The 20,376-nt window shown below is 37.0% G+C and carries 14 protein-coding genes and 4 pseudogenes; 12 read left to right on the top strand and 6 right to left on the bottom strand.

The window, feature by feature from the left end; all coding sequences use genetic code 11:
* The first annotated feature begins 259 nt into the window (after positions 1-259).
* From PVV59_RS04365 to PVV59_RS04330, 8 genes are all read left to right on the top strand, one after another.
* Positions 260-2,032 carry an SLC13 family permease gene (locus PVV59_RS04365; RefSeq protein WP_273754810.1) on the top strand — a complete coding sequence of 591 codons (1,773 nt, stop codon included), beginning with the start codon at positions 260-262 and terminating at the stop codon, positions 2,030-2,032.
* 570 nt (positions 2,033-2,602) lie between these two features.
* Positions 2,603-3,274: a tetratricopeptide repeat protein gene (locus PVV59_RS04360; RefSeq protein WP_273754809.1), complete on the top strand. Its 672-nt coding sequence runs from the start codon at positions 2,603-2,605 to the stop codon at positions 3,272-3,274.
* A gap of 4 nt (positions 3,275-3,278) precedes the next feature.
* On the top strand, positions 3,279-4,703 hold the full coding sequence (der, locus tag PVV59_RS04355; protein ID WP_273754807.1) for a ribosome biogenesis GTPase Der: 1,425 nt from the start codon (positions 3,279-3,281) through the stop codon (positions 4,701-4,703).
* Between the two features lie 1,671 nt (positions 4,704-6,374).
* Positions 6,375-6,809, top strand: a complete 435-nt coding sequence (locus PVV59_RS04350; RefSeq protein ID WP_273754806.1) for an AtpZ/AtpI family protein — start codon at positions 6,375-6,377, stop codon at positions 6,807-6,809.
* Between the two features lie 7 nt (positions 6,810-6,816).
* A complete protein-coding gene (locus tag PVV59_RS04345; protein WP_254493181.1) occupies positions 6,817-7,575 on the top strand; it encodes a F0F1 ATP synthase subunit A in 759 nt (252 codons plus the stop codon).
* Positions 7,576-7,628: 53 nt separating this feature from the next.
* Complete coding sequence (locus tag PVV59_RS04340) at positions 7,629-7,859, top strand: F0F1 ATP synthase subunit C (RefSeq protein WP_005773968.1); 231 nt, start codon at positions 7,629-7,631, stop codon at positions 7,857-7,859.
* A gap of 128 nt (positions 7,860-7,987) precedes the next feature.
* The gene (locus tag PVV59_RS04335) at positions 7,988-8,554 is read left to right on the top strand and encodes a F0F1 ATP synthase subunit B (protein WP_273754805.1); all 567 of its coding nucleotides are present in this window, start codon (positions 7,988-7,990) and stop codon (positions 8,552-8,554) included.
* Positions 8,555-8,565: 11 nt separating this feature from the next.
* Positions 8,566-9,060, top strand: coding sequence for a F0F1 ATP synthase subunit B (locus PVV59_RS04330; protein WP_273754804.1), 495 nt, complete (start codon positions 8,566-8,568; stop codon positions 9,058-9,060).
* A 180-nt stretch (positions 9,061-9,240) separates the two neighbouring features.
* Here PVV59_RS04330 and PVV59_RS04325 read toward each other — a convergent pair.
* The 4 genes and pseudogenes from PVV59_RS04325 to PVV59_RS04310 all read right to left on the bottom strand — a co-directional run.
* Positions 9,241-10,277, bottom strand: a pseudogene (locus PVV59_RS04325) (tyrosine-type recombinase/integrase).
* 9 nt (positions 10,278-10,286) lie between these two features.
* Positions 10,287-10,493 carry a hypothetical protein gene (locus tag PVV59_RS04320; protein ID WP_273754803.1) on the bottom strand — a complete coding sequence of 69 codons (207 nt, stop codon included), beginning with the start codon at positions 10,491-10,493 and terminating at the stop codon, positions 10,287-10,289.
* A 118-nt stretch (positions 10,494-10,611) separates the two neighbouring features.
* Positions 10,612-11,193 (bottom strand): lambda exonuclease family protein, encoded by a 582-nt coding sequence (locus tag PVV59_RS04315; RefSeq protein WP_273754802.1) that lies wholly within the window; start codon positions 11,191-11,193, stop codon positions 10,612-10,614.
* Between the two features lies 1 nt (position 11,194).
* Positions 11,195-11,587 (bottom strand): annotated as a pseudogene (locus PVV59_RS04310) (recombinase); the annotation flags it as partial.
* On the opposite strand from PVV59_RS04310, the pseudogene PVV59_RS04305 reads away from it, so the two are divergent.
* Positions 11,569-12,119 (top strand): annotated as a pseudogene (locus PVV59_RS04305) (SMI1/KNR4 family protein). The pseudogenes PVV59_RS04310 and PVV59_RS04305 sit on opposite strands and share 19 nt — an antisense overlap.
* 346 nt (positions 12,120-12,465) lie before the next feature.
* Here the strand turns inward: PVV59_RS04305 and PVV59_RS04300 are convergent.
* Positions 12,466-14,071 (bottom strand): annotated as a pseudogene (locus PVV59_RS04300) (DEAD/DEAH box helicase family protein); the annotation flags it as partial.
* Positions 14,072-14,680: 609 nt separating this feature from the next.
* Between PVV59_RS04300 and PVV59_RS04295 the strand changes: the two are divergent.
* Genes PVV59_RS04295 through PVV59_RS04285 form a run of 3 tightly spaced genes read left to right on the top strand, consistent with a single transcriptional unit; the run spans position 14,681 to position 18,745 of the window.
* Complete coding sequence (locus tag PVV59_RS04295; RefSeq protein ID WP_273754800.1) at positions 14,681-15,745, top strand: nitronate monooxygenase; 1,065 nt, start codon at positions 14,681-14,683, stop codon at positions 15,743-15,745.
* A 29-nt stretch (positions 15,746-15,774) separates the two neighbouring features.
* Positions 15,775-16,938 (top strand): YbfB/YjiJ family MFS transporter, encoded by a 1,164-nt coding sequence (locus PVV59_RS04290; RefSeq protein ID WP_273754798.1) that lies wholly within the window; start codon positions 15,775-15,777, stop codon positions 16,936-16,938.
* A complete protein-coding gene (locus PVV59_RS04285) occupies positions 16,910-18,745 on the top strand; it encodes an FAD/NAD(P)-binding protein (protein ID WP_273754797.1) in 1,836 nt (611 codons plus the stop codon). Before PVV59_RS04290 ends, PVV59_RS04285 begins: the two co-directional genes overlap by 29 nt.
* A gap of 213 nt (positions 18,746-18,958) precedes the next feature.
* On the opposite strand, the gene PVV59_RS04280 is transcribed toward PVV59_RS04285, so the two are convergent.
* The gene (locus tag PVV59_RS04280; protein WP_273754795.1) at positions 18,959-19,507 is read right to left on the bottom strand and encodes a creatininase family protein; all 549 of its coding nucleotides are present in this window, start codon (positions 19,505-19,507) and stop codon (positions 18,959-18,961) included.
* Positions 19,508-20,376 lie beyond the last annotated feature (869 nt).

Genomic DNA, 20,376 nt, shown 5'->3' with positions numbered 1-20,376 from the left:
TCTATATTAGAGTTATTCTCATCTTTTTTGCAATATCGCTTTATCAATTTTTATCGATTTTCTTTGTATTGAGTACGTTATAGAAAAGCACGCATAATGCAAGGAGAGGTAAGTTTATGCGCATCATATTTTTAATCACTTTAAATTATCATAAAATATTCCTATGTCTGTTTTTATCTTACGGCTGTTTATAGGAATATTTAAAACATATAATGTTATGTTTTTGTTCATTATAATTTAATGGGGAGAGGTGAGTGTTATGACAGAAAATCAAATAATGGCCTTTTCAATTATTGGTTTGATGATGGTTGTTTTTATTTGGGATCGATTTCGTTATGATCTTGTCGCTATTTGTACATTATTAATAGCGTGTGCTCTTGGTCTTGTCAGTCCAAAGGAAGCTTTTAGCGGTTTTAGTAATGATATTGTTATTATTGTGGGAAGTGTGTTTGTTGTCAGTACGGCTGTATCACGATCTGGTATAATGGAATTTATTATTCAACGGATATGGCCAGATGTGAAATCGGTGCGCTTTCAATTAGCTTTTTTGGTTTTTTCTGTTGTCGTTTTATCAATGTTTGTAAAAAACATTGGTGCTTTAGCTATCATGCTTCCGATCGCTTTTCAGTTTGCTCGTCGTTCTCAAGTTTCTCCTTCTGTCTTTTTGATGCCCATGGCATTTGGTTCTTTATTGGGGGGGCTTATGACACAGATAGGAACATCTCCCAATGTTGTTATTTCAGCGATGCAAGAACGTTTAACAGGAACACCTTTTACGATGTTTGATTTTACACCAGTTGGTGCGGTTATTGCGACGGTTGGTGTCTTATACTTGGTCTGTTTTTATTGGCTTTTGCCAGTGCGTGTGCGTTCAGGTGGATCGTTTGATGATGCCATTGATATTCGTAATTATGTTGTAGAAGTGCATATTCCAATAAATTCACCCATTGTGGGAAAAAGTATTGTCGATTTGGTTAAGCCATCAAGTGGTGATGTTATGGTGATTCAAATCATCAGAAATAAAATATCTATTTCACCACTACCAGATTTTGTTTTGTCTGAAAACGATATTGTTTTGTTGGAAGGATCGCATACAGGAATAGATAGTGTGATGAACTCTGCGCGTTTAGAGTTTTCTAAGGAGCGAACTCTTTCTACAGGAGATAAGGATAGTGACATTGATATTATTGAAGCGGTCATCACGCATAACTCGCCTCTTATTGGCATTAGTGCGAAAGAGTTTTCACTCTTTGATCACTATAATGTCAATTTGCTTGCTTTAAGTCGTCAACATGAAAGGGTGCGGGCAAGACTTGATGATATTATCTTTCATCTTGGAGATGTGATTGTTTTACAAGGACAAGATGCGGTTATTCCAAATTTATTAAGGGGATTGAAATGCTTGCCCTTAGCAAAACGAAATATTGTGTTTGGAAATTTACGGCATGGTTTTATATCTTTAGCCATTTTATTTATAGCCATTATTTTTACAGCTTTTCATATTGTTCCAGTTGCTTTTTCGTTTTTTTCTGCTGCTGCTGCAATGATTATTTTTCGCATTTTACCCGCGCGTGATCTCTATCAGGCATTAGATGGTCCAATATTAGTCCTATTAGCGGCTCTTATTCCAGTGAGTGAAGCGTTAGAGAGAACGGGATGTACAGATCTCATTGGTCAATGGTTGAGTCAACTAGCAATATTTTTTCCGCCATCTGGTGCTTTAGCACTGATGTTGGTGACAGCCATGTTGGTCACGCCATTTTTGAATAATGCCGCAACGGTTATGATGGTTGCACCCATCGCGTCAAGTTTTGCTCATTCTCTTCATTATAAACCTGAAGCTTTTTTGATGGCTGTTGCCATTGGTGCGGGGTGTGAATTTCTTACTCCTATTGGACATCAAAGCAATATGCTCGTTATGGCGCCAGGAGGATATCGTTTTAGTGATTATCCACGTTTGGGGGCTCCCTTAGCGGTGTTGATCATTATTGTTGCCGTTCCCATGCTTATGTGGGTTTGGCCATTACAATAGGATATTTTTTGAAAGCTTTAAGGATCGATTCCAAAGGATTATTAATCGTATGAAGATAAGTTGAAGGGATATATTTTGTATAAAAATTTTTACTTGAAGCTTGGGGAGCGTACTTTTAATAATGCTCCAGTATTTTTTCTCCTGAGTCAAAATTTGTTTACTTGATTTAGAGAGGGAGATTTAGCTGTAGTTTTTTGTAAAGAGTTTGCATGTTTAATGCCATTCTATAACCGAAGACAAGGAATTGGTTGTTTTAAAGAACTTTAAAAGATTGTATTTGGTATACATTGAATTAAAAAAGAATGGTTAACATTATCGACAAGCATGCATGACATTACGGTTATGATCTTTTTTATAAATTCAAGTTATATAAAAATTGTCATATGAAACAAAAGGATATTTACAACATTTTTAATTGATACAGTTGAAAAAAGCTAATTGATTGGAATACATATTGCTTTGAAATGAATAAACGGGGCAATTTAAAGGTTTTTCGTGAATGAGGGCTACCATCTTTGTTTATTTATGCGTAAAAGTGTAGAAAGTAAATTGTTTTACAAGGTATGTTATATGTCGTATGATAGTTTTATTGCTGAAGTTAATGCAGAGTTTCGTCAGGAAAAGGCGCTTGCTTTTTGGAGACGGTATGGTTTTTTAATTATTGGGGCCGCTCTTCTTTTCATCCTCATGATAATTGTTTATCAAATTTATCATCATGCGCAAATAAAGAAAGCCAGCCATATTGGTGATGCATTTGTAAGAAGCCTTAATTTTGCGGATACACGTCATTTTGATAAGGCGATAAAGCAATTGAAGGATATTAAAGACTCTAATTTTGGAGGGTATCCTTTTCTTGCCCGTTTGCGGGAGGCTTCTTTACGCATGGAGCAAGGTGATCTTATCAAGTCGGTGGAGATTTTTGATTCTGTTGCAGCGGATGAGAAAGCACCGCAGATTTTACGGAAAGTTGCAAAAATTCGAGCGGCCTATGTTTTAGTTGATACAGGGACCTTGGAGGATGTCGAAAAGCGCGTTAAAGATATGACAAGTGATATTGATCCTATGCGTATGTCCGCACGAGAGGCTTTAGGCTTAGCTGCTTATAAAGCAGGGAAGATTGATGAGGCCGTTGACTATTTTCAGAAAATTTCTGCGGAAGGTATGCTGAGATCAAAAATAACAGATCGGGCTCGAATGATGCTTGAGCTTATGCAAGCTAAGGGCAAGGCAAATAAGGAATAAATCGATGAGCCTTACCATTGCTATCGTTGGTCGCCCCAATGTTGGGAAATCAACACTTTTTAATCGTTTGGTTGGGCAAAAATTGGCTTTGGTTGATGATAAGCCGGGTGTAACACGTGATCGGCGTATTCATGCGGCAAAACTTCAAGATCTACATTTTGATGTAATTGATACGGCTGGGCTGGAAGAAGCAGGGGATCATACCCTTGAGGGGCGTATGCGTTCTCATACAAAAGCTGCGATTGATGAAGCAAATCTTATTTTATTCGTATTTGATGCAAAGAGCGGAATAACACCGAGTGATTTAAATTTTGCTTCACTGGTTCGCAAGTCAGGAAAACCGATTGTGCTCGTTGCCAATAAGTCTGAGTCAAAAGCGGCAACAGGGGGAGAGTATGAGGCGTGGTCATTAGGTTTGGGAGAGCCGTGTCTCATATCAGCTGAACATGGTTTAGGACTTAGCGATCTTCGTGATGCCATTATAGACGCTGTTGGGGCAGAGCGCGCTTTTAGCAACAACAAAGAAGAAGATATGAGGATACAGCCAGCCTCTGCTGGTGATGATATAAACAATTCGGAAGAAGAGGGGCTTATTTACGATGAAAGCAAGCCTATTCGGATTGCCATTGCGGGGCGTCCTAATACAGGAAAATCCACCCTTATCAATAGTATGTTGAAGCAAGATCGGTTGTTAACAGGACCAGAAGCAGGGTTGACCCGCGATTCTATTTCTGTCGATTGGGAATGGGGTGGTCGTCATATTAAACTTTTTGATACTGCAGGTTTACGTCGAAAATCGAAAATTCAAGAAAAATTAGAAAAACTATCGGTCGCTGATACTTTACGTGCTATTCGTTTTGCAGAAGTGGTGGTCATTGTTTTTGATGCAACGATACCTTTTGAGAAGCAGGATTTACAAATTGCTGATCTTGTGATTCGTGAAGGGCGTGTTCCAGTTATTGCTTTCAATAAGTGGGACCTTATTGAAGATAGTCAGGCTACATTGATTGATTTGCATGAAAAATGTGCGCGATTTCTTCCTCAAGTTCGCGGTTTGAGAGCTGTTCCTTTATCAGGACAATATAGTCAAGGAATTGATAAACTCATGGAAAATGTCATGATGATGCACTGTGTATGGAATCGTCGCATTTCTACAGCTAAATTGAATCAATGGCTTGAAACTGTCGTAGCACATCATCCACCACCGGCGGTTTCAGGACGTCGGCTTAAGATTAAATATATCACACAGGTGAAAACACGTCCTCCCGGATTTATGATTTCTTGCTCACGGCCTCAAGTCATACCCCAGTCGTATTTGCGTTATCTTGTCAATGGATTACGTGAAGCATTTGATATGCCTGGTATACCAATGCGCCTATCATTAAGAGCCTCTGATAATCCTTTTGCGACACGTTCTAAAAAGAAATGATAGCTCTTTATTTTTTTAAAGTGAATGAAGTCTATACAACCTTAAAAATAAGCCTTTTCATAATTTATAGTGTTCTAAATATCGAAAGTGAAATAATAATTTCAACAGACAAATATCTTCTTTTCATAAAAGAAAAAAATCTTTATTTTAATGTATTGATAAATCAATGGTCATTTATCATTGCGTGCTATAGAGCTTTCTCGTTTTAATTATCTCTTGATAAAGACTCTAGTATATTTATGTAAAAATAGAGGCAATCAGAAGGAAATAATAGTAGTTATGCTTATTTGTAAAGAAGCATTAAGTTATCTTTTTATAAAACTAAAGGATATTCACAAGCACTTTTTCTAGAGATTTTTTAATAAAAAGTAAAAATATCTGCTAAATCTAACAATATTGACTTTTAAAGTATGGAATTCAAAAAGTGGATTAAGATTGTATAAAACGGTATAGCAATCGTATTCAAGTTTTATTGTATCCTATTGAAATTTGTAATTCATTATATCGTGGACTTAAAGAAAAATCTCTTTATGCTTCTAATATCATTTCATAAGAGTGCCTGTAAATTAGGTATAACATATCTATAGAATGGAGTCATACACAATCCGTTGAACATTTTTATTTAAACAAAAATGCAAGTTTACTTGAAAAAAGCATAAGCGAATGCTTTCATATTATGTTCAGCTTTCAATGGTATATCAATTTTATTTTTACCAATCATCGCTTTGAAAGAGAGCATAAAAGGTAATTTTTTAAGTACACATCAATCCTTCTTGTGATATACAAAAACAGTTTTGATTATTTCAACATGAATACATGAAGTATCTTATCAGGGGTCTTATTCAAGTCAAAAATTATAAACATCCCTATAAATCAATATGTTTTGCTTAAAAGATGCAAGAGTTCCATTAGCGTCGATTTTCCTCAACATATGATGGATAAAGTCTACGCAATTGATTCACATTCAATAAAAATAAATATGTATTTAATCTATTATTTTACCACAAATAAGAGATCAGTTATGTTTTTGCTATTAGTTACAGGATATGAGGAAAAAATATGATTTTGGTAGAAAACAAGACAGCATTTCATTTGTTTGCAAGCTAGAATAATGATACACTAGTGTGTTAATGTTGAGTGTTATAAGATTTTATAATCTGTTGATTTATCATAACAATTCATCACTTTTTATATTTATTTAAGAACGGCAAAAATTATAAGATTCTTTAAATTTCAAACATGTTCATATTGAATTAATTAAAATAATGTTCTTACCATCATAAGCAGATTTGATGTGTGAATAAAAATGATTTTAAAAAAACAAATGTCTTTTATGCTTTTTAAAAGATTCGGGCTGTTGCAACATAAAAGTGTATAATGGTGCTGTTTTGTCGCTTCAGCATAAAGATAGTGGACTTATGAGTTTTATTATATTATTTACAGAAGCTTGTATGTATTCTTAGGAGATATTATGAAATTGGTTTGGGGATTTTAAGAAATGTCTTAAAAAAAGCATGTGAATTGAAAAATATGTTATTTAGGCGATAAAATTTATACGATAATTGGTGATAGATTTCTTTTAGTGTCTTGACGAATAAATTCGGGAACAATATGATGCACACGGTTTTATGAGATGCATTTTTACTTTGCTTTTTGATGAAGGAGCCAATGATGGCGATGGGCGAGAAACCCGTTATAAGTCGCAAGGAGGCTGAAGAGAAAAAGCAAAGAGAGTGTTTTCATTCAGAGGACTTGGAATGTCGTAGTAAGAACTTAGGCGTAGCTTTAGTGCGCAAGCAAGCATTAAGGACGCGTGAGCATAAGGATAGACGGGACAAATCACAAGGACGGATGGCGGATGCAATTAAGCTTTCCAGTGAATTTCTGGCAAGTGTTGTTGTCGGTATTGTTTTGGGGGTAGGGTTTGATAAGTTAGCAGGTTCATGGCCGTGGGGATTGGTGTTTTTTCTCTTTCTTGGATTTGCTGCTGGTGTATTGAGTATTCTTCGTTCTGTGGGGTATGTTTCCTCCAGTCGATTGGAACAAAAAGGCGTATTGCGCCAAGATGAACACAATAAAGAGGCCAGTGAGAGGTCCGATAAATGAGGTTGAAGTGACAGCACACGCTCCAGATCCTATTCATCAGTTTGAGATTTCACGACTGATTAAGATTTCCATAGGAAATATGGATTTATCATTTACAAATGTATCATTGTTTACTGTCATTACGGTTGTTATAACCTCTGTTTTTCTCTTTATTTCATCATCAAGCCGTGGATTGGTTCCAACGCGGATGCAATCTCTTTCAGAAATGGCCTATGAGTTTGTAGCGTCGACTCTGCGAGAATCATCTGGTGTGCAGGGAATGCAATTTTTCCCTTTAGTTTTTTCTCTGTTTACTTTTATTTTGGTTGCTAACTTTATTGGTCTTTTCCCCTATTTTTATACGGTGACTTCACAGATCATGATCACGTTTTCGTTGGCAATGGTGGTTATTTTGACGGTGATTGGTTATGGTTTTTATAAGCATGGAGTTAGTTTTTTGAAACTATTTGTTCCCAGTGGGGTTCCTGTCGTCGTTTTGCCGCTCGTGACAATGATTGAGATTATTTCTTTTCTCTCCCGCCCCATCAGCCTTTCGCTTCGTCTTTTTGCGAATATGCTTGCTGGTCATATTACGCTCAAAGTGTTTTCAGGGTTTGTTGTTTCAATGATTGGGGTAGGGATTGTAGGCGTTGGTGGTTCAGTTTTGCCCCTTATTATGACTGTAGCGATTACGGCTCTTGAGTTTTTGGTTGCATTTCTTCAAGCTTACGTCTTTACAGTTTTAACATGTATGTATCTTAATGATGCAATTCATCCAGGACATTAGTAAACTGGCGGTTTTCCGTCGAATAGTGCAATTTCGCTTTAAAGGAGAATAATATGGAAATGGTGCTTGCAGCAAAATATATTGGCGCTGGTCTTGCTTGCTTTGGTATGGCTGGAACAGCTTTAGGGCTTGGTAATATTTTTGGAAGCTATCTTTCTGGTGCATTACGTAATCCATCAGCCGCGGATAGTCAGTTTGGACGTCTCGTCTTTGGTTTTGCTGTGACAGAAGCTTTGGGTATTTTTTCATTGCTCATTGCTTTATTACTTCTTTTTGGGGTTTAATCATTATCAAAAGGGTATATTTGTTCTCACTATGAGAAAAGATTTACCCTTTTAGCTCTCAATCAGAGAATTTTTTGTCAATTATCATTGGTTGGAGAGGGTTTAAGCTGTTTAGAGGATGAAAGAAGATGTTTGTTGCCAGCGCTTATGCACAGAACACTGAAACGTCGATAGAACATATCAAGAAAGTGGCAGAGCATGCAAATCGTGTGTTTCCACCTTTTGATTTTGTTCATTTTAGTTCGCATTTTTTCTGGTTGGCAATTTCTTTCGGACTTTTTTATCTGTTTATCTCTCGTGTGATTGCGCCGCGTATTGGCGGTGTTATTGAAACACGTCGAGATCGAATTGCATCTGATTTAGATCAGGCAATGCGCATGAAGCAGGAAGCAGATACTGTTGTTGAAACTTATGAGCGTGAATTAGCAGAAGCGCGTTTGAAAGCTCATACCATAGCACAAGCTGCTGGTGAAGAATTAAAACAAAAGGCGGAGCTTGAACGGAAAGAAGTTGAAGAGCGTTTAGAGAAAAAGCTTGCAGATGCTGAAAAACAGATAGCAAAAATTCGTGATAAAGCGATGCAAAATGTTGGTTCTATCGCTGAAGAAGTCGGCCTTGAAATTGTAAAAAAATTAATTGATGTTGATATCAGCAAAGAGGCTGTTCGTTCAGTTGTTAAAACTGCGGATTATTGAGGAAGACAAAGATGAATGATACTTTTTGGGCTTTAGTTGGGTTAGTTCTTTTTTTAGCTCTTTTAGTTTATTTCGAGATTCCACAGAAAGTTTTACATCATCTCGATGCACGCGCGAAGCGTATCAAAGATGAGCTAGATGAGGCTCTGCGTCTTCGTGAAGAGGCACAGGAAATATTAGCTGAATATCAACGCAAGCACGCGGAAGCAGAAAAAGATGCGCAGGAAATTATTGCAGCAGCAAAGCATGAAGTTGAATCCGTTATTGCTGAGGCTCGTGCAAAAGCGGAAGAATATGTAAAAAACCGCAATAAATTGGCTGAGCAAAAAATTGCTCAGGCAGAAGCGGATGCAGTCCGCATGGTTTCTTCATCGGCTATCGATTTGGCAATTTCTACAGCACGTATTCTTATTGCAAAGGAATTAGATTCTAATAGGGCAAATGAACTCCTTAAAGAAGCTCTTTCTAAGGAATCATTGAACAAAATGAAGACATATCTTAATTAATGGCAATTTTAGAGATAAAAAACTGCTTTTTTAGGTGCATGATTTTTTCTATATCAAATCCTTTATCTATTATATGGTGATGCTAGTTTTACTGAATAAAAAACATAAAAATCAATGAGTTATTATATAAATAAGGGAATAGTTGTGTCTTGATTTTATTATGTTTTTTTGCTTCTATCCCTAACTTTTTTGGAGCTTTTTTATCGCTTCTATTGCTAGTCTTTTGCGATTTGCGCTCTTTGTGTAAAGAGATGCCATTTGGTCTTCTGTCCAGCCAAACAGTGCTTTCAATTGTGGTACTGTTGCCCCCGAATTAGCGGCGCGTGTTGCTGCTAATTTTCGCAAACCGTATGCTGATTTGTTAATACCAGCTTGTGTACATGCTTTATAAAATACACCTCCAAAACTAGTTTTAGCTATTTTTCTTCCATGTTTACCACAAATAAATGTTTCTTCTCCAATAGGACCAGCTTCAAGTGTTTTGGCTAATTCTGGTAAAATAGGCAGAAAAACATCTGTTTGGAATTTACTTTTCTCTGTTTTGAGATGAATAATATTATTTTTTACATCTTTCCAGCCAATGCGAAGGGCATCACCACGACGCAAACCCGTATATAAGAGGACATCAATCCAGACACGTTCATGGGTACCATGATGCCATTTTTGATAATATTTCTCAACATCTTCTTTTGTCCAAGCAGCAAATCCATCTTTATTGCTAAGAGCTGGTCTTTTGACGCCTAAAGTTGGATTAGTTTCCAAAAGACCTTGTTCAACCGCCCAATTAAAAAGCCCATTAAGTATTTTCAGAAATTCTCTAGCCATTCCTGGCGTTTCTTTACGCCGTTCAACACCAGCTATAATATGTTTTTTTTCAATTACTTGGTATGGAATGTTTCCTATTGTATCGCATACCTTCATAAGGATGCGTTCTCTATTTTTTTGGTAACTTTAGCAAGGCTATGCCAATTAGAGCTGTTTAGATACTGTTTAAGCAGCCATGCGAATGAACCTTCAACAAGTTTACCGGTTTTGGATTTAGGAAGTATAAGCCCTTGTAATTCGGCAAGCGCATTTTTGTAATTGTCAACAAATTCTTGTGTTCCATAGGTTCCGCGTATTCTAATACGTTTTCCATGACCAATACGGACATACCATACAATTTTACCATGTTGTGTAATTTGTTTAACAAGATGAGGGGGGCGTGGTTTTGGCATGGTGACCGCCTATAAGACGATATCATAATCATCAGGTGACAAATTCCATGATTTGTCAGAATGATTAGTTGCATTTGGCAATGGGATATCGGATTTAAGATAGATAAGTAATTCCCCAGTAGGTTTGATTTCTATGAGTTCGCACCCTTGCTTTTTAGCTTCTCTTAAAGCGCGTGCAATGGCTGGTTGTGTTATGGTAGCTGGACGAGGCGCCATATATTTCTCCTTACATTTAAGATGCAATTCACCCGTGTCGTGAATAACGAATTGATTGAAAATTGTTAGGCAAGGGTGGGGGTGCTAGGAGGCATAAGAAAAGCACCCCCATAAGCGATTAGGCGGCTTTTGTTGAGATTCTTTGGATCTCTTGTTCTATTTGTTTGTCATTACGGTGGATACGTTTGATTTTCATACGTAAATGAGATGCATCTCTCGTAAAACGTGGGTCATAACTGATAAAATCACACCATTTGCGCCTCGTACAAGCCATTTGGAATTGCATTTGTGCAAGATATTCCGGTTTGATCTCATTATCGATAATGAAACGCATATGATTAGTAGATCTAGGGCATTTGATTTCGATTAACCCATCTTCATCAATCAGACTATCAGGGCTAGCCCCCGCCATTTGAATTGTAGGGTGTTGTATGAAGCCGCATTGAGTGATTTGTGTATCATAAATGAATGCATATTCTCTCAAGGCATCTTCTTCATTTTCAATGCCCCATCTCATATCTTCTGTTTCATAATAGGGGCTTGTTTGACCCGTTAGACGTTCTGTAATGAGTTTGATTTTGTAGTCTTCATATTTGCTTGTAGGGGTTCCCTTTGCTGTTTTACTAATAACGTTGTAAATATTTGAAGCGGTGACTTTCCCTAACCGTGCTTGAAACCATTCTGCTGTTCTTTGTTCCATTTCACACCGCCGTTTGTTGAGTTGGAGCATATTCAATATCTTGGATATGAATATATTCTGCATCTTGTGTAGGTGTGTCTGTTTGCTCTTGTTGTGGGAGAGATTGTAGAGCTCTTTCTTTTTGAATATTTTGCTTTTTTTCCAACAGCTCTAAAACCTCTTGTGCTTTTTCATAAGATAGATCTGTTAGATTTTCTACCTTTGCGTAAGAGAGAAGATTATCTTCATTTGTTTCAGTTTCTTTAATTAACTGTTTGATTTGTTCAAGCATGGCATGAGAAACCAAATTTACTTGTGTATTACGGTTTGCTTCATTAATACGAGTCGCTTCATCTTCTTCATAAATGCCAGAAAACCCGAAAGCATAACGAGCGCATTGTATCGTTGCTTTATGATGATGATATTATCACTTTTGGTAGTTAAGATGATGAAGAGAATGAAACAGATGATTTACAGATTGAAAAGGCGGAGAAAGCTTTGGGTTTGAAATTCACATCGTCTTACAAAGTTTTTTAAAAAAAATATGGAGGAGAGAAATTGGTGGTGATGAAATTTTTAGCATTTATGGAGATTGTGGGGAAGGTATTCCTGCTGGTGATATTGTTTAGCGAAACTTACTCAATAGAAAAAAAGGTTTTGTGACACCAGAACAGCTTTTCGTGAGCAGAACAGATTTTGGTGAGACATTTTATTTTGATTATACGCAGTTTCGGGATGGTGAATGTCCACTCTATGTCATGCTTCCATCTGAAGATTGTGAATATTACGCGAGCAATTTTTATGAATTCCTTTGTAAAAGAATTAAAGAAAGCGTGGGAGCTGAGATACCTGAAGGTGATCAACCAATTGAAAAGCCTGAGATCCTTCCCACTCCACAACCTATCCTTTTTTACAAGCGTTTTTGGAAAAAATTACGGAGGAGATGATATGGGGGGAGGAAATACGTAACGTTTATAAGGGATATACAGCAGATATTCCTAGTAGTGGTATTATTTGCGATCTCTTAATTCGCTTCTAAGAAAAATTTAGCAGAACTTGCCGCTCAGGGAGATCTGACCAAGCTTGAAGCGAAGAAAGAACTAACCAAACTTGCTGCTAAAGAAAAAAGAATTGGTTAAAAGGCAAACCCACTAAATTTACTAAACCAGCCAATTCACAGAGATGGCTGGAGTTGGTCAATCTTTGCCAAAAACGGCTGCTTTTGTCGATCGTATCACGCGTGAAGCAGAAAAGAACCTGATCAAAGCTGCTATTGGCACAAGCGTCAAACGCCCCACCGGCCTGTATCACATCCACTTGGCTATTGCACGGGTGTAAAAACATGATCGCATCAAGAGCAGGGACATCAATCCCTTCTGAAAGACACCTTACATTGCTTAAGATCCGACAAGCATTGTGACCCGCATCTTGTTTAAGCCAATCCAATTCTTCATTGCGTTTTTTGACACTTTGTTTTCCGTCAATATGTATTACTTCACAGTTCAAAAAGGGAACCGTTTGAAGAAAATCATTGATATGAGATTTGATAATTTTATTGAAGAGCTTTGTAACATATTGAGAGGTGTTGATATCTTTGCAAAAAGCTAAAGCTTTACGCATGGGCTCTGTATCATCATCATCATCAACAGCTGCTTCCTTATCTATTTTAGTCAAAGCTCTATAACAGCCAATAATTTTTGCCGCATCATCTAAATCAATTTCACGGTTTTCATTGGCAAGAATCTTCTGTATGGCTGGTGTGATATAGGTTTCATCAATGCCTAAGACCACAATCTTGTAAGGGGTTAAAAGCTCATTATCGACAGCTTCTGCGAAGGTATAATGGTGGAGCTGTTTTCCAAAAAGCGCTTCATAATCCATAGATGCCAAAACAGCATTGATCTCATCAGCCCGTCTTTTGGCAGTCTCACTAAAGATACGAGGCGTTGCTGTCATGTACAGACGTTTTTTACCGCGAATGATGCTGTTATCATGAACCTTGATAAATTCAGATTCATTGTCTTCACTTCCCAATGAAGCTCCAGTGGTTCTATGGGCTTCATCACAAATAATCATATCAAATTCGGATAAACCATAGTCTTTTTGTGCATCCGAAATCACTTGAATGGAATGGTAAGTTGAAAAGATGACTGTCATTGCATCTGTGAAGTTTTCACAAGCTTCTTTGGCAAGTGCTTTGGCATCCGTTGTAGCAGGGAGCACAAGATCTGATGTTTCCAAGCCAACAATATCATCTTGGTTTTTACGACGCTTGCCAACTTTTGTATCAGAACACACGGCAAAGGAACGCAAGGGGAATTGTGCATCGGCTGTCCATTCACGGATTGTTTGTGAGACTAAAGCAAGAGAAGGGACTAAAAACAAAACACGCTTGCCTTTTCCTGCTATGGTTTCTGCACTCTTAAGACTGGTGATTTTTTTACCCGTTCCACATGCCATAATCAGCTTGCCACGGTCTGCTTCTTTTAAGCCTTCACAGACTTCTTGATGGCTTCTATCTGATGATCTAAAAGCTTTTTTTTCGGTTGTTCTTTAAGGACGGCTTGCCCTTGTTCTTTATAAGCGCCCCAATCAATTTGACTGTTTTCTAAATCAAAATCAAACAGATTAATCTGTTGAATACGAACCTCTTGACCATCACAAGTGTTGTGAGCATTATCACTCCAATTGCTTTCGGTACTATCAACCAAAATACGACGGGTGAATATTTTCTTACCAGAGGCAGCGATAAAGCTATCAATATCTTCTTTTTAATGATGTGAGAAGCATCATAGCATTTACATTGAATAGCCGCGTAACCTCCTTCATCACGGATTGTAGCAACGAGATCAATACCGATATCACGTCCATCTTCATCATGCTCCTTAGCCCATTGCAAATTGGATAAAAGACTAGATAACTCATTACGAATCATTAAGAGATCATGGGGTCTTCTTTTAACAATTTCATAAGCTTTTCGACCGTGACATCATTGATAATAAAACGAGAGCTATCATCATGGATATTGTCATTAGAGAGAGTTTCAAACAAAGGAGTACGGGATGTTTCAAGATTTCCTTTTTTGAGCGCTTTATGAGTTTGTTTTTTCTTTTCTGACTTGTCTAAAGTTTCAAGTATCTCTTTGATTTCTTGTCTCTCTTTGTTTTTACTGAAATTATAATACTTTCATCAAAAAAACAGCTCATAGTTTTCCCACCTACTGTACTGAACGAATAAGATATATAACGACAAGCCTAATGAACTAGATTTAAGGTTATAGAAAAACTGTATATATCACAATTTATCAGGATAATGGATTGTTGCAATCGTACATTTTTTTATATATATCGCCGCTGGATATGAAAATGAACGAGGCTTTAATTTTCTTGCTACTAACTTAATTCTAAGTGGAGCAAGAGTAAGCGGTGTCGTTATTCGTACTTCCCATCTATAGTTTCAAAAGCATTATAGGTGATAAATTTCCAAACCATCAATTTTGAGGGCTACTGTGTTAGCTACATTACCTAAAGATATACGTTCTTTAATAATACAAGCGCCTATGGCTGGTGTATCGACGCCTGAGATGGCGGCTGCCGTATCTAATTCTGGTGCGGTTGGTTCGATAGCTATTGGCGGATTGGGGCCGGATGAAGCAGTTTTGTTAATTCAAAAAACGAAAGCACTAACTGATCGGCCGTTTAATATTAATTTTTTCTGTCATGATCCTTTTTTGCGTGTGGATACAGCAAAAGATTCTCATTGGCGAACTAAGCTAAACGATCATTTTTTAGGTGGGGAAACGATTCTAAATAATCCTCTTAAGAATATATACGCCTCTATTAAAAATAATAAGGCTTTAGCTATCGCTGTAGCTGCACAATCCCCTGAGATTATTAGCTTTCATTTTGGTGTTCCTGATGATGATATCATTGACATCTTTCGACAGACCGGTGCTAAACTTATGGCGACTGCAACTTGTCTTGAGGAGGGGAAAGAAATTGCAGTCAAGGGGTTGGATGCAATAATTGCTCAAGGCTTTGAAGCAGGAGGACACCGAGGACAATTTGATCTTTCACAATTCGATGAGAAGTTATCAACGCACGTCTTGACTCGGCTTTTGGCCCAGCATTTGCCACTTCCTATAATTGCTGCGGGCGGTATAATGACTGGGGCTGATATAGCGAGCGTTATGCTCATGGGTGCTCAGGGAGTGCAATTAGGGAGTGTTTTTATAGGTTGTAGCGAAAGCGGTGCGAGTCATTGTCATAAAAATCTTTTGAAGTCTGATAAATCCATACCAACCGTTTTGACGCGAGCCATTTCTGGGCGTCCTGCGCGGTCAATAATGACGTCGTTTGTCCAATGGGCGATGAGTATTACTGATAAGGACATTCCGGAGTATCCTTACGGTTATGATGCCTTCAAGCAGCTGCAAAAAAGTATGCTCTTACAAGGAGATCTTGATATAGGTCCTTTTTGGGCGGGGCAAAGTGCTTTCTTGGCGCGTTTTATTCCGGCAGCACAAATTATCGCAGAGTTAGAAAACGAGTATGCTCACTCTATACAGGGCTAAGAAAAAGTGAATCTGAAGCTGATGTGACAATGAATAAAACGGTCAAGTACGTATTGAGTGGATTTGCGGCATCCTTGGTTGGCATAGGTTTATCACGCTTTGCTTATGCGCCTGCAACACCTTATCTTATAAGCCAAGGTTGGTTTGATGAAAATCATATTTTTGGGGTAGGTTCTGCAAACTTTTTAGGTTACTTCATCGGTGCTTTTTCATCCCCTTATATTTTATGCCTCACTTCTCCAAGATATGCATTGAGATTAGCATTCTTCATGAGTGGGCTGTCTTTTTTATGCTGTTGTTATCCATATGGAAGCTTATGGTTCATGATATGGCGTTTTATTGTAGGCTTGTCGGGAGGGGTCTTAACAGCGGTGGCTGCTCCAACTTTGTTATCGGCTATAGATCCAAAGGATCGTGCTCGCTCTGGTGGCATAATGTTCTCAGGAGTGGGGTTAGGCCTGCTATTGTCTGCTTTGTTTACATCTATGATAGCAAGTATTAAAATATATTATTATTGGGGGGCACTTTTTTTAATCACTCTTATATTTTTTATAATAACTTATCAGTTTATACCCAACACAAATTTTGAGCATATTAAAAAGTCGTATAAGTCTAAGCGAATAGATTATTTCATATATCTAACATATAGCATAAACGCTGCAGCGTTTATGCCATATATATTGTTTCTTGTGAATTTTGTTTTGCTTCGCACAATATCATCAACCTATTTTGCTTCTATCATTTGGCTAGTTTATGCCTTTGGTGCCTTTTTAGGGGCCATAATATTGAGCATAGCAGCCAAGAAAACATCGTATCGCTCGGTGATCTTTTTGATGAATTTTGTGCAATTATTTGCCTCGTTTCTATTGCTATTGTTCCCTGATTTGAAGATCGCGTTGTTACTACCAGCTCTTATTATGGGTGCCGCTACCCCTGGCATTGTGCCTTTATATCTTGGTTTAATAGGAGAATTGTCTTCATCTGATCCACAAATTCAGCAGATTATCTGGAGCAGAGCAGTGTCAGCATTCGCCTTATCACAAGCAATAGCTGCGTATATGTTTACTTGGCTTTTCTATATAATAGAGAATCATATCCTAATATTCTCTATTTCGTCATTTCTTCTTTTTATTCTATGCGTGGGGTTTATACAGGAAAGATACTATGGCTATAAACAGAAAAAAAACCATTAATTGTGCTATTATCGGTTTTGGGGCTCGTGGCATTAGTTTTTATGAGAGGATAAATGCCTATGCTCGTCGTTATATAAGTAGTGTGCATATAAACCTGACAATATTTGATCCCAATGAACATGGTTGTGGATCTCATTCGCCAAGACAAGCAGATTATCTATTAGTCAATACAGTTGCATCGCAAATGACTATGTTCTTAGATAAAACTTGTGAAGTTTCTGGCCCATATACCAACGGACCATCATTTGCTCAATGGGCTAAAGATACAGGTATCCGTAAAATAGGTTCTAACTTCTATCATATGGCTGAAGACTCATATGTTGGAGCACCTATAGACGATAATGACTATCTATCACGTGCTGAATTAGGGAATTATTTACAATTTGTCGTAGATCTATTGACAGCAAATAGACCGCGTAATGTAGATGTGTCCATTATCAGATCTCATGTGATTGATATTAAGCCATTATCAGAGCGTGAATTTATTGTTGTGGTAGATGGGGATTACAAGCAGTCCTTTGACTTTATATTTATGACTACGGGGCATGGTACTAATATACTTACAGAAAATGAGCAACAAAAAACAGATTTTGTTTCTTCAAATAAGCATATAAATCCCAACTTAGGATTTATAAGATCTCCCTATCCTTTATCCATGATAGAAAGTGTTAGCCCTGATGCTCGAGTGCTGGTGCAGGGTATGGGACTAACGGCGCATGATGTTATCGCTGAGCTAACTGTTGGAAGAGGAGGCCGATATAAAGAGAACAGAGGCCGCTTGGAATATATACCATCAGGGAGAGAGCCTGTCATCAGTCTCTTCTCAAGACAAGGACTTCCATTTTCTTCTAGAGCCATAAATGAGAAAGGCACCTCTGAGGCCTATACAGCTGAATTCTTTACATTAGATTATTTCAAATCTCTGCGACAGGAAAAAAAGAAATTTGATTTTTTTGAAGATGTTCTTCCAGTCTTGAAAAAGGAAATGTTGAGGGCATACTATCATGCTGTAGGTAAGACTGCATGCATTGATTATGAAGATTTTAGGAAAATTGACGAAATATTATATCCCTTACAAGGTGTTGTATTCAAAAATGCTGTTGATTACAAACGCTATATCTATGAATTTTTGGAAGACGATCTCAAAAATGCTTACGCAGGGAATGTTTCTGGAAGTGTCAAAGCAGCAGCCGATGTCTTGAGAGATGTGCGTGATACCATGCGCTATTGCGTTGAATGGGGTGGTTTGACACCAGAATCGCATGCTCGTTTTGTAAGCGACTTTGTTCCTATTATGAATCGTATAGCTGTCGGTCCGCCTTTAGTGCGGAACAGGCAGTTACTCGCTTTAATTGATAGTGGTTTACTTCGCATAGATCTTGGTCCTTCACCTATTTTAGAAATTGACGAGAAAAATTCTGTTTTCCGTATTGTTAGTACTTTCTCAGAAGAAATAACAACTCAGGTTGCAGATGTTGTTATCCAAGCAAGGATAGATCCATTTGACATAAATCTTGAGTGCTCACCATTAATCAGAAACCTCTTTAATAAGGGGGTTCTCACAGAATATGTAAATGGAGACTATCATACTGGTGGTTTGAATATTGATAGAAATTATAACATTATTGATCTCAATGGAGGTGTGAGAAAAAATGTGTGGTCTTTAGGGAATCCGGTTGAAGGTCCTTGTTTTTTTACCTTTGTTCTACCACGACCAGGTGTGAATTCTCGCTTTCTATTGGATTCGGATAAATGTATCCAGCAGATGTTTAATGAAATAGAAGTGAATTATGTCACATCTAGGTAAATTAAATTCCTTAAAAAGTGTTTGGAGGCGCTAAGTAAACAGTTAAGCGTGGTAGGGATATTCGGTAGTGTGTTTTGGGTAACTCTCATGTTGATGATTGGTGAAAAGAAGTAAATTTTCGATAAATTTAAGAAACCTTTACAAGAACGGGTAATAGTTTGGGGATATCGGATTGTTGCGAAAAGGATAGAAGTTTTGCTACTGTATTTATCTTTATGGATATGGGAGCGATTCTTGAAGTAAAAGCACATGTGAGAGGCGCACTGAACGTTGGTTAAACGAACACAGCTCAAGAGAGGTTTTAATAAAACCTCCATAGGTATCAAAATGCTGTTGAGAAGGCTCTGCGAGACCTTGTGGTAGATCAAAACGACTCCAGCTGGTTGCAATAGCGAGTATTGAAAAGCGCCTCTGTAACTTGGTGATGACAATACTCATTAAAGGTGAATTGCCTCCATGAGCATTGAGAAGAAGAAAACTGTTGATCCCTTTATGATAGGAATTTTTACCAATATTTATCCATCGCTTAATAGCCTCAGAAAAAGTGAGACTTGTGTTTCTGTAACATCCATGTGTTTTACAGAATAACCAATTTTTTTCAACTGGTAAAAGTACGATACAAAATTGTTCTTTTGTTTGTAAAATGAGCGCTTTTGCAAAGGCTTCAGCAATAATCCAGTCGGTTTCAAAGGGAAGGTGATCTCCATGATATTCGTAAGCATCTAAAGGTAAAAGAGTGAGAAAAAGCGTGTTAGATACCATAAATTATTGCCAAAAAAAGAAGTTAACAGAGACAAAGTGATAAAGAAAGGCGTTAGAGCCACTATTTAATCTATCTATACGAGAAACGCAAACAGACTTATTTTTATATCATATATATGAAGCTATAAATAGGATTCTATAACAATGAGGACTTTAGTTTAAAAAGTGAAGCTTTAATTGAAAAAAGTCAACGTCGCTTTTAATGGAATAGAGGTTCGTTGTTGTGTAATAGGGGATAGAGACAAAGTTTAATTTGATAGATTTTGGCGTCATGTGAGACAATAATCAATTATATTTATATTCGTTTTTAATAAATTTTCTTAAGTAAATATATTATAAATGTTATTTTATATTGTTAATATATTGTATAATTTAAAATTATATATTTACATATAATATATAATGTTTTATCTCTATAATAGATAGTTTTGTGTATAATTTATTAAATATAATTTTTGCTTTATATATATATATGAATATTCTTTTATTTTTTTCAGTGAAAAAAAGAGGAGAAAAAAGCTGTGTTTAAAATATTTAAAAATCATATGTTTTAATTTATTCTTTTTGCTGTAAAAACTGTAAAAGGGAATGCGACTTTTGTACAAAATCGATTTCAAGAAGTAAGAATTGGTGCAACACTGGAAAAAAGAGTCATTACTAAAGCGGTAGATAAGGCTGTTATTCATGGTATTGAAGAACAGAATGGATTTGCTTTTGGGAAAGTTGAAAAAGCTGCTGTATTTTCAAGGGTAGCTTTTGAGGGGATAGGTGTTGTATCAGTTCTTGCTTCTTTATCCGTTGGGGATTTCATTGGTACAGTTCTAGCTATTTTTAGATTATTTTTTACACTCAGTTTCAAATAGTTTATT

It is taken from the genome of Bartonella sp. MM73XJBT.G (assembly GCF_028618435.1).
Lineage (GTDB): Bacteria > Pseudomonadota > Alphaproteobacteria > Rhizobiales > Rhizobiaceae > Bartonella.
The sequence above is the reverse complement of the archived record's forward strand: the minus strand, read 5'-3'. Positions and strand labels throughout refer to the sequence as shown.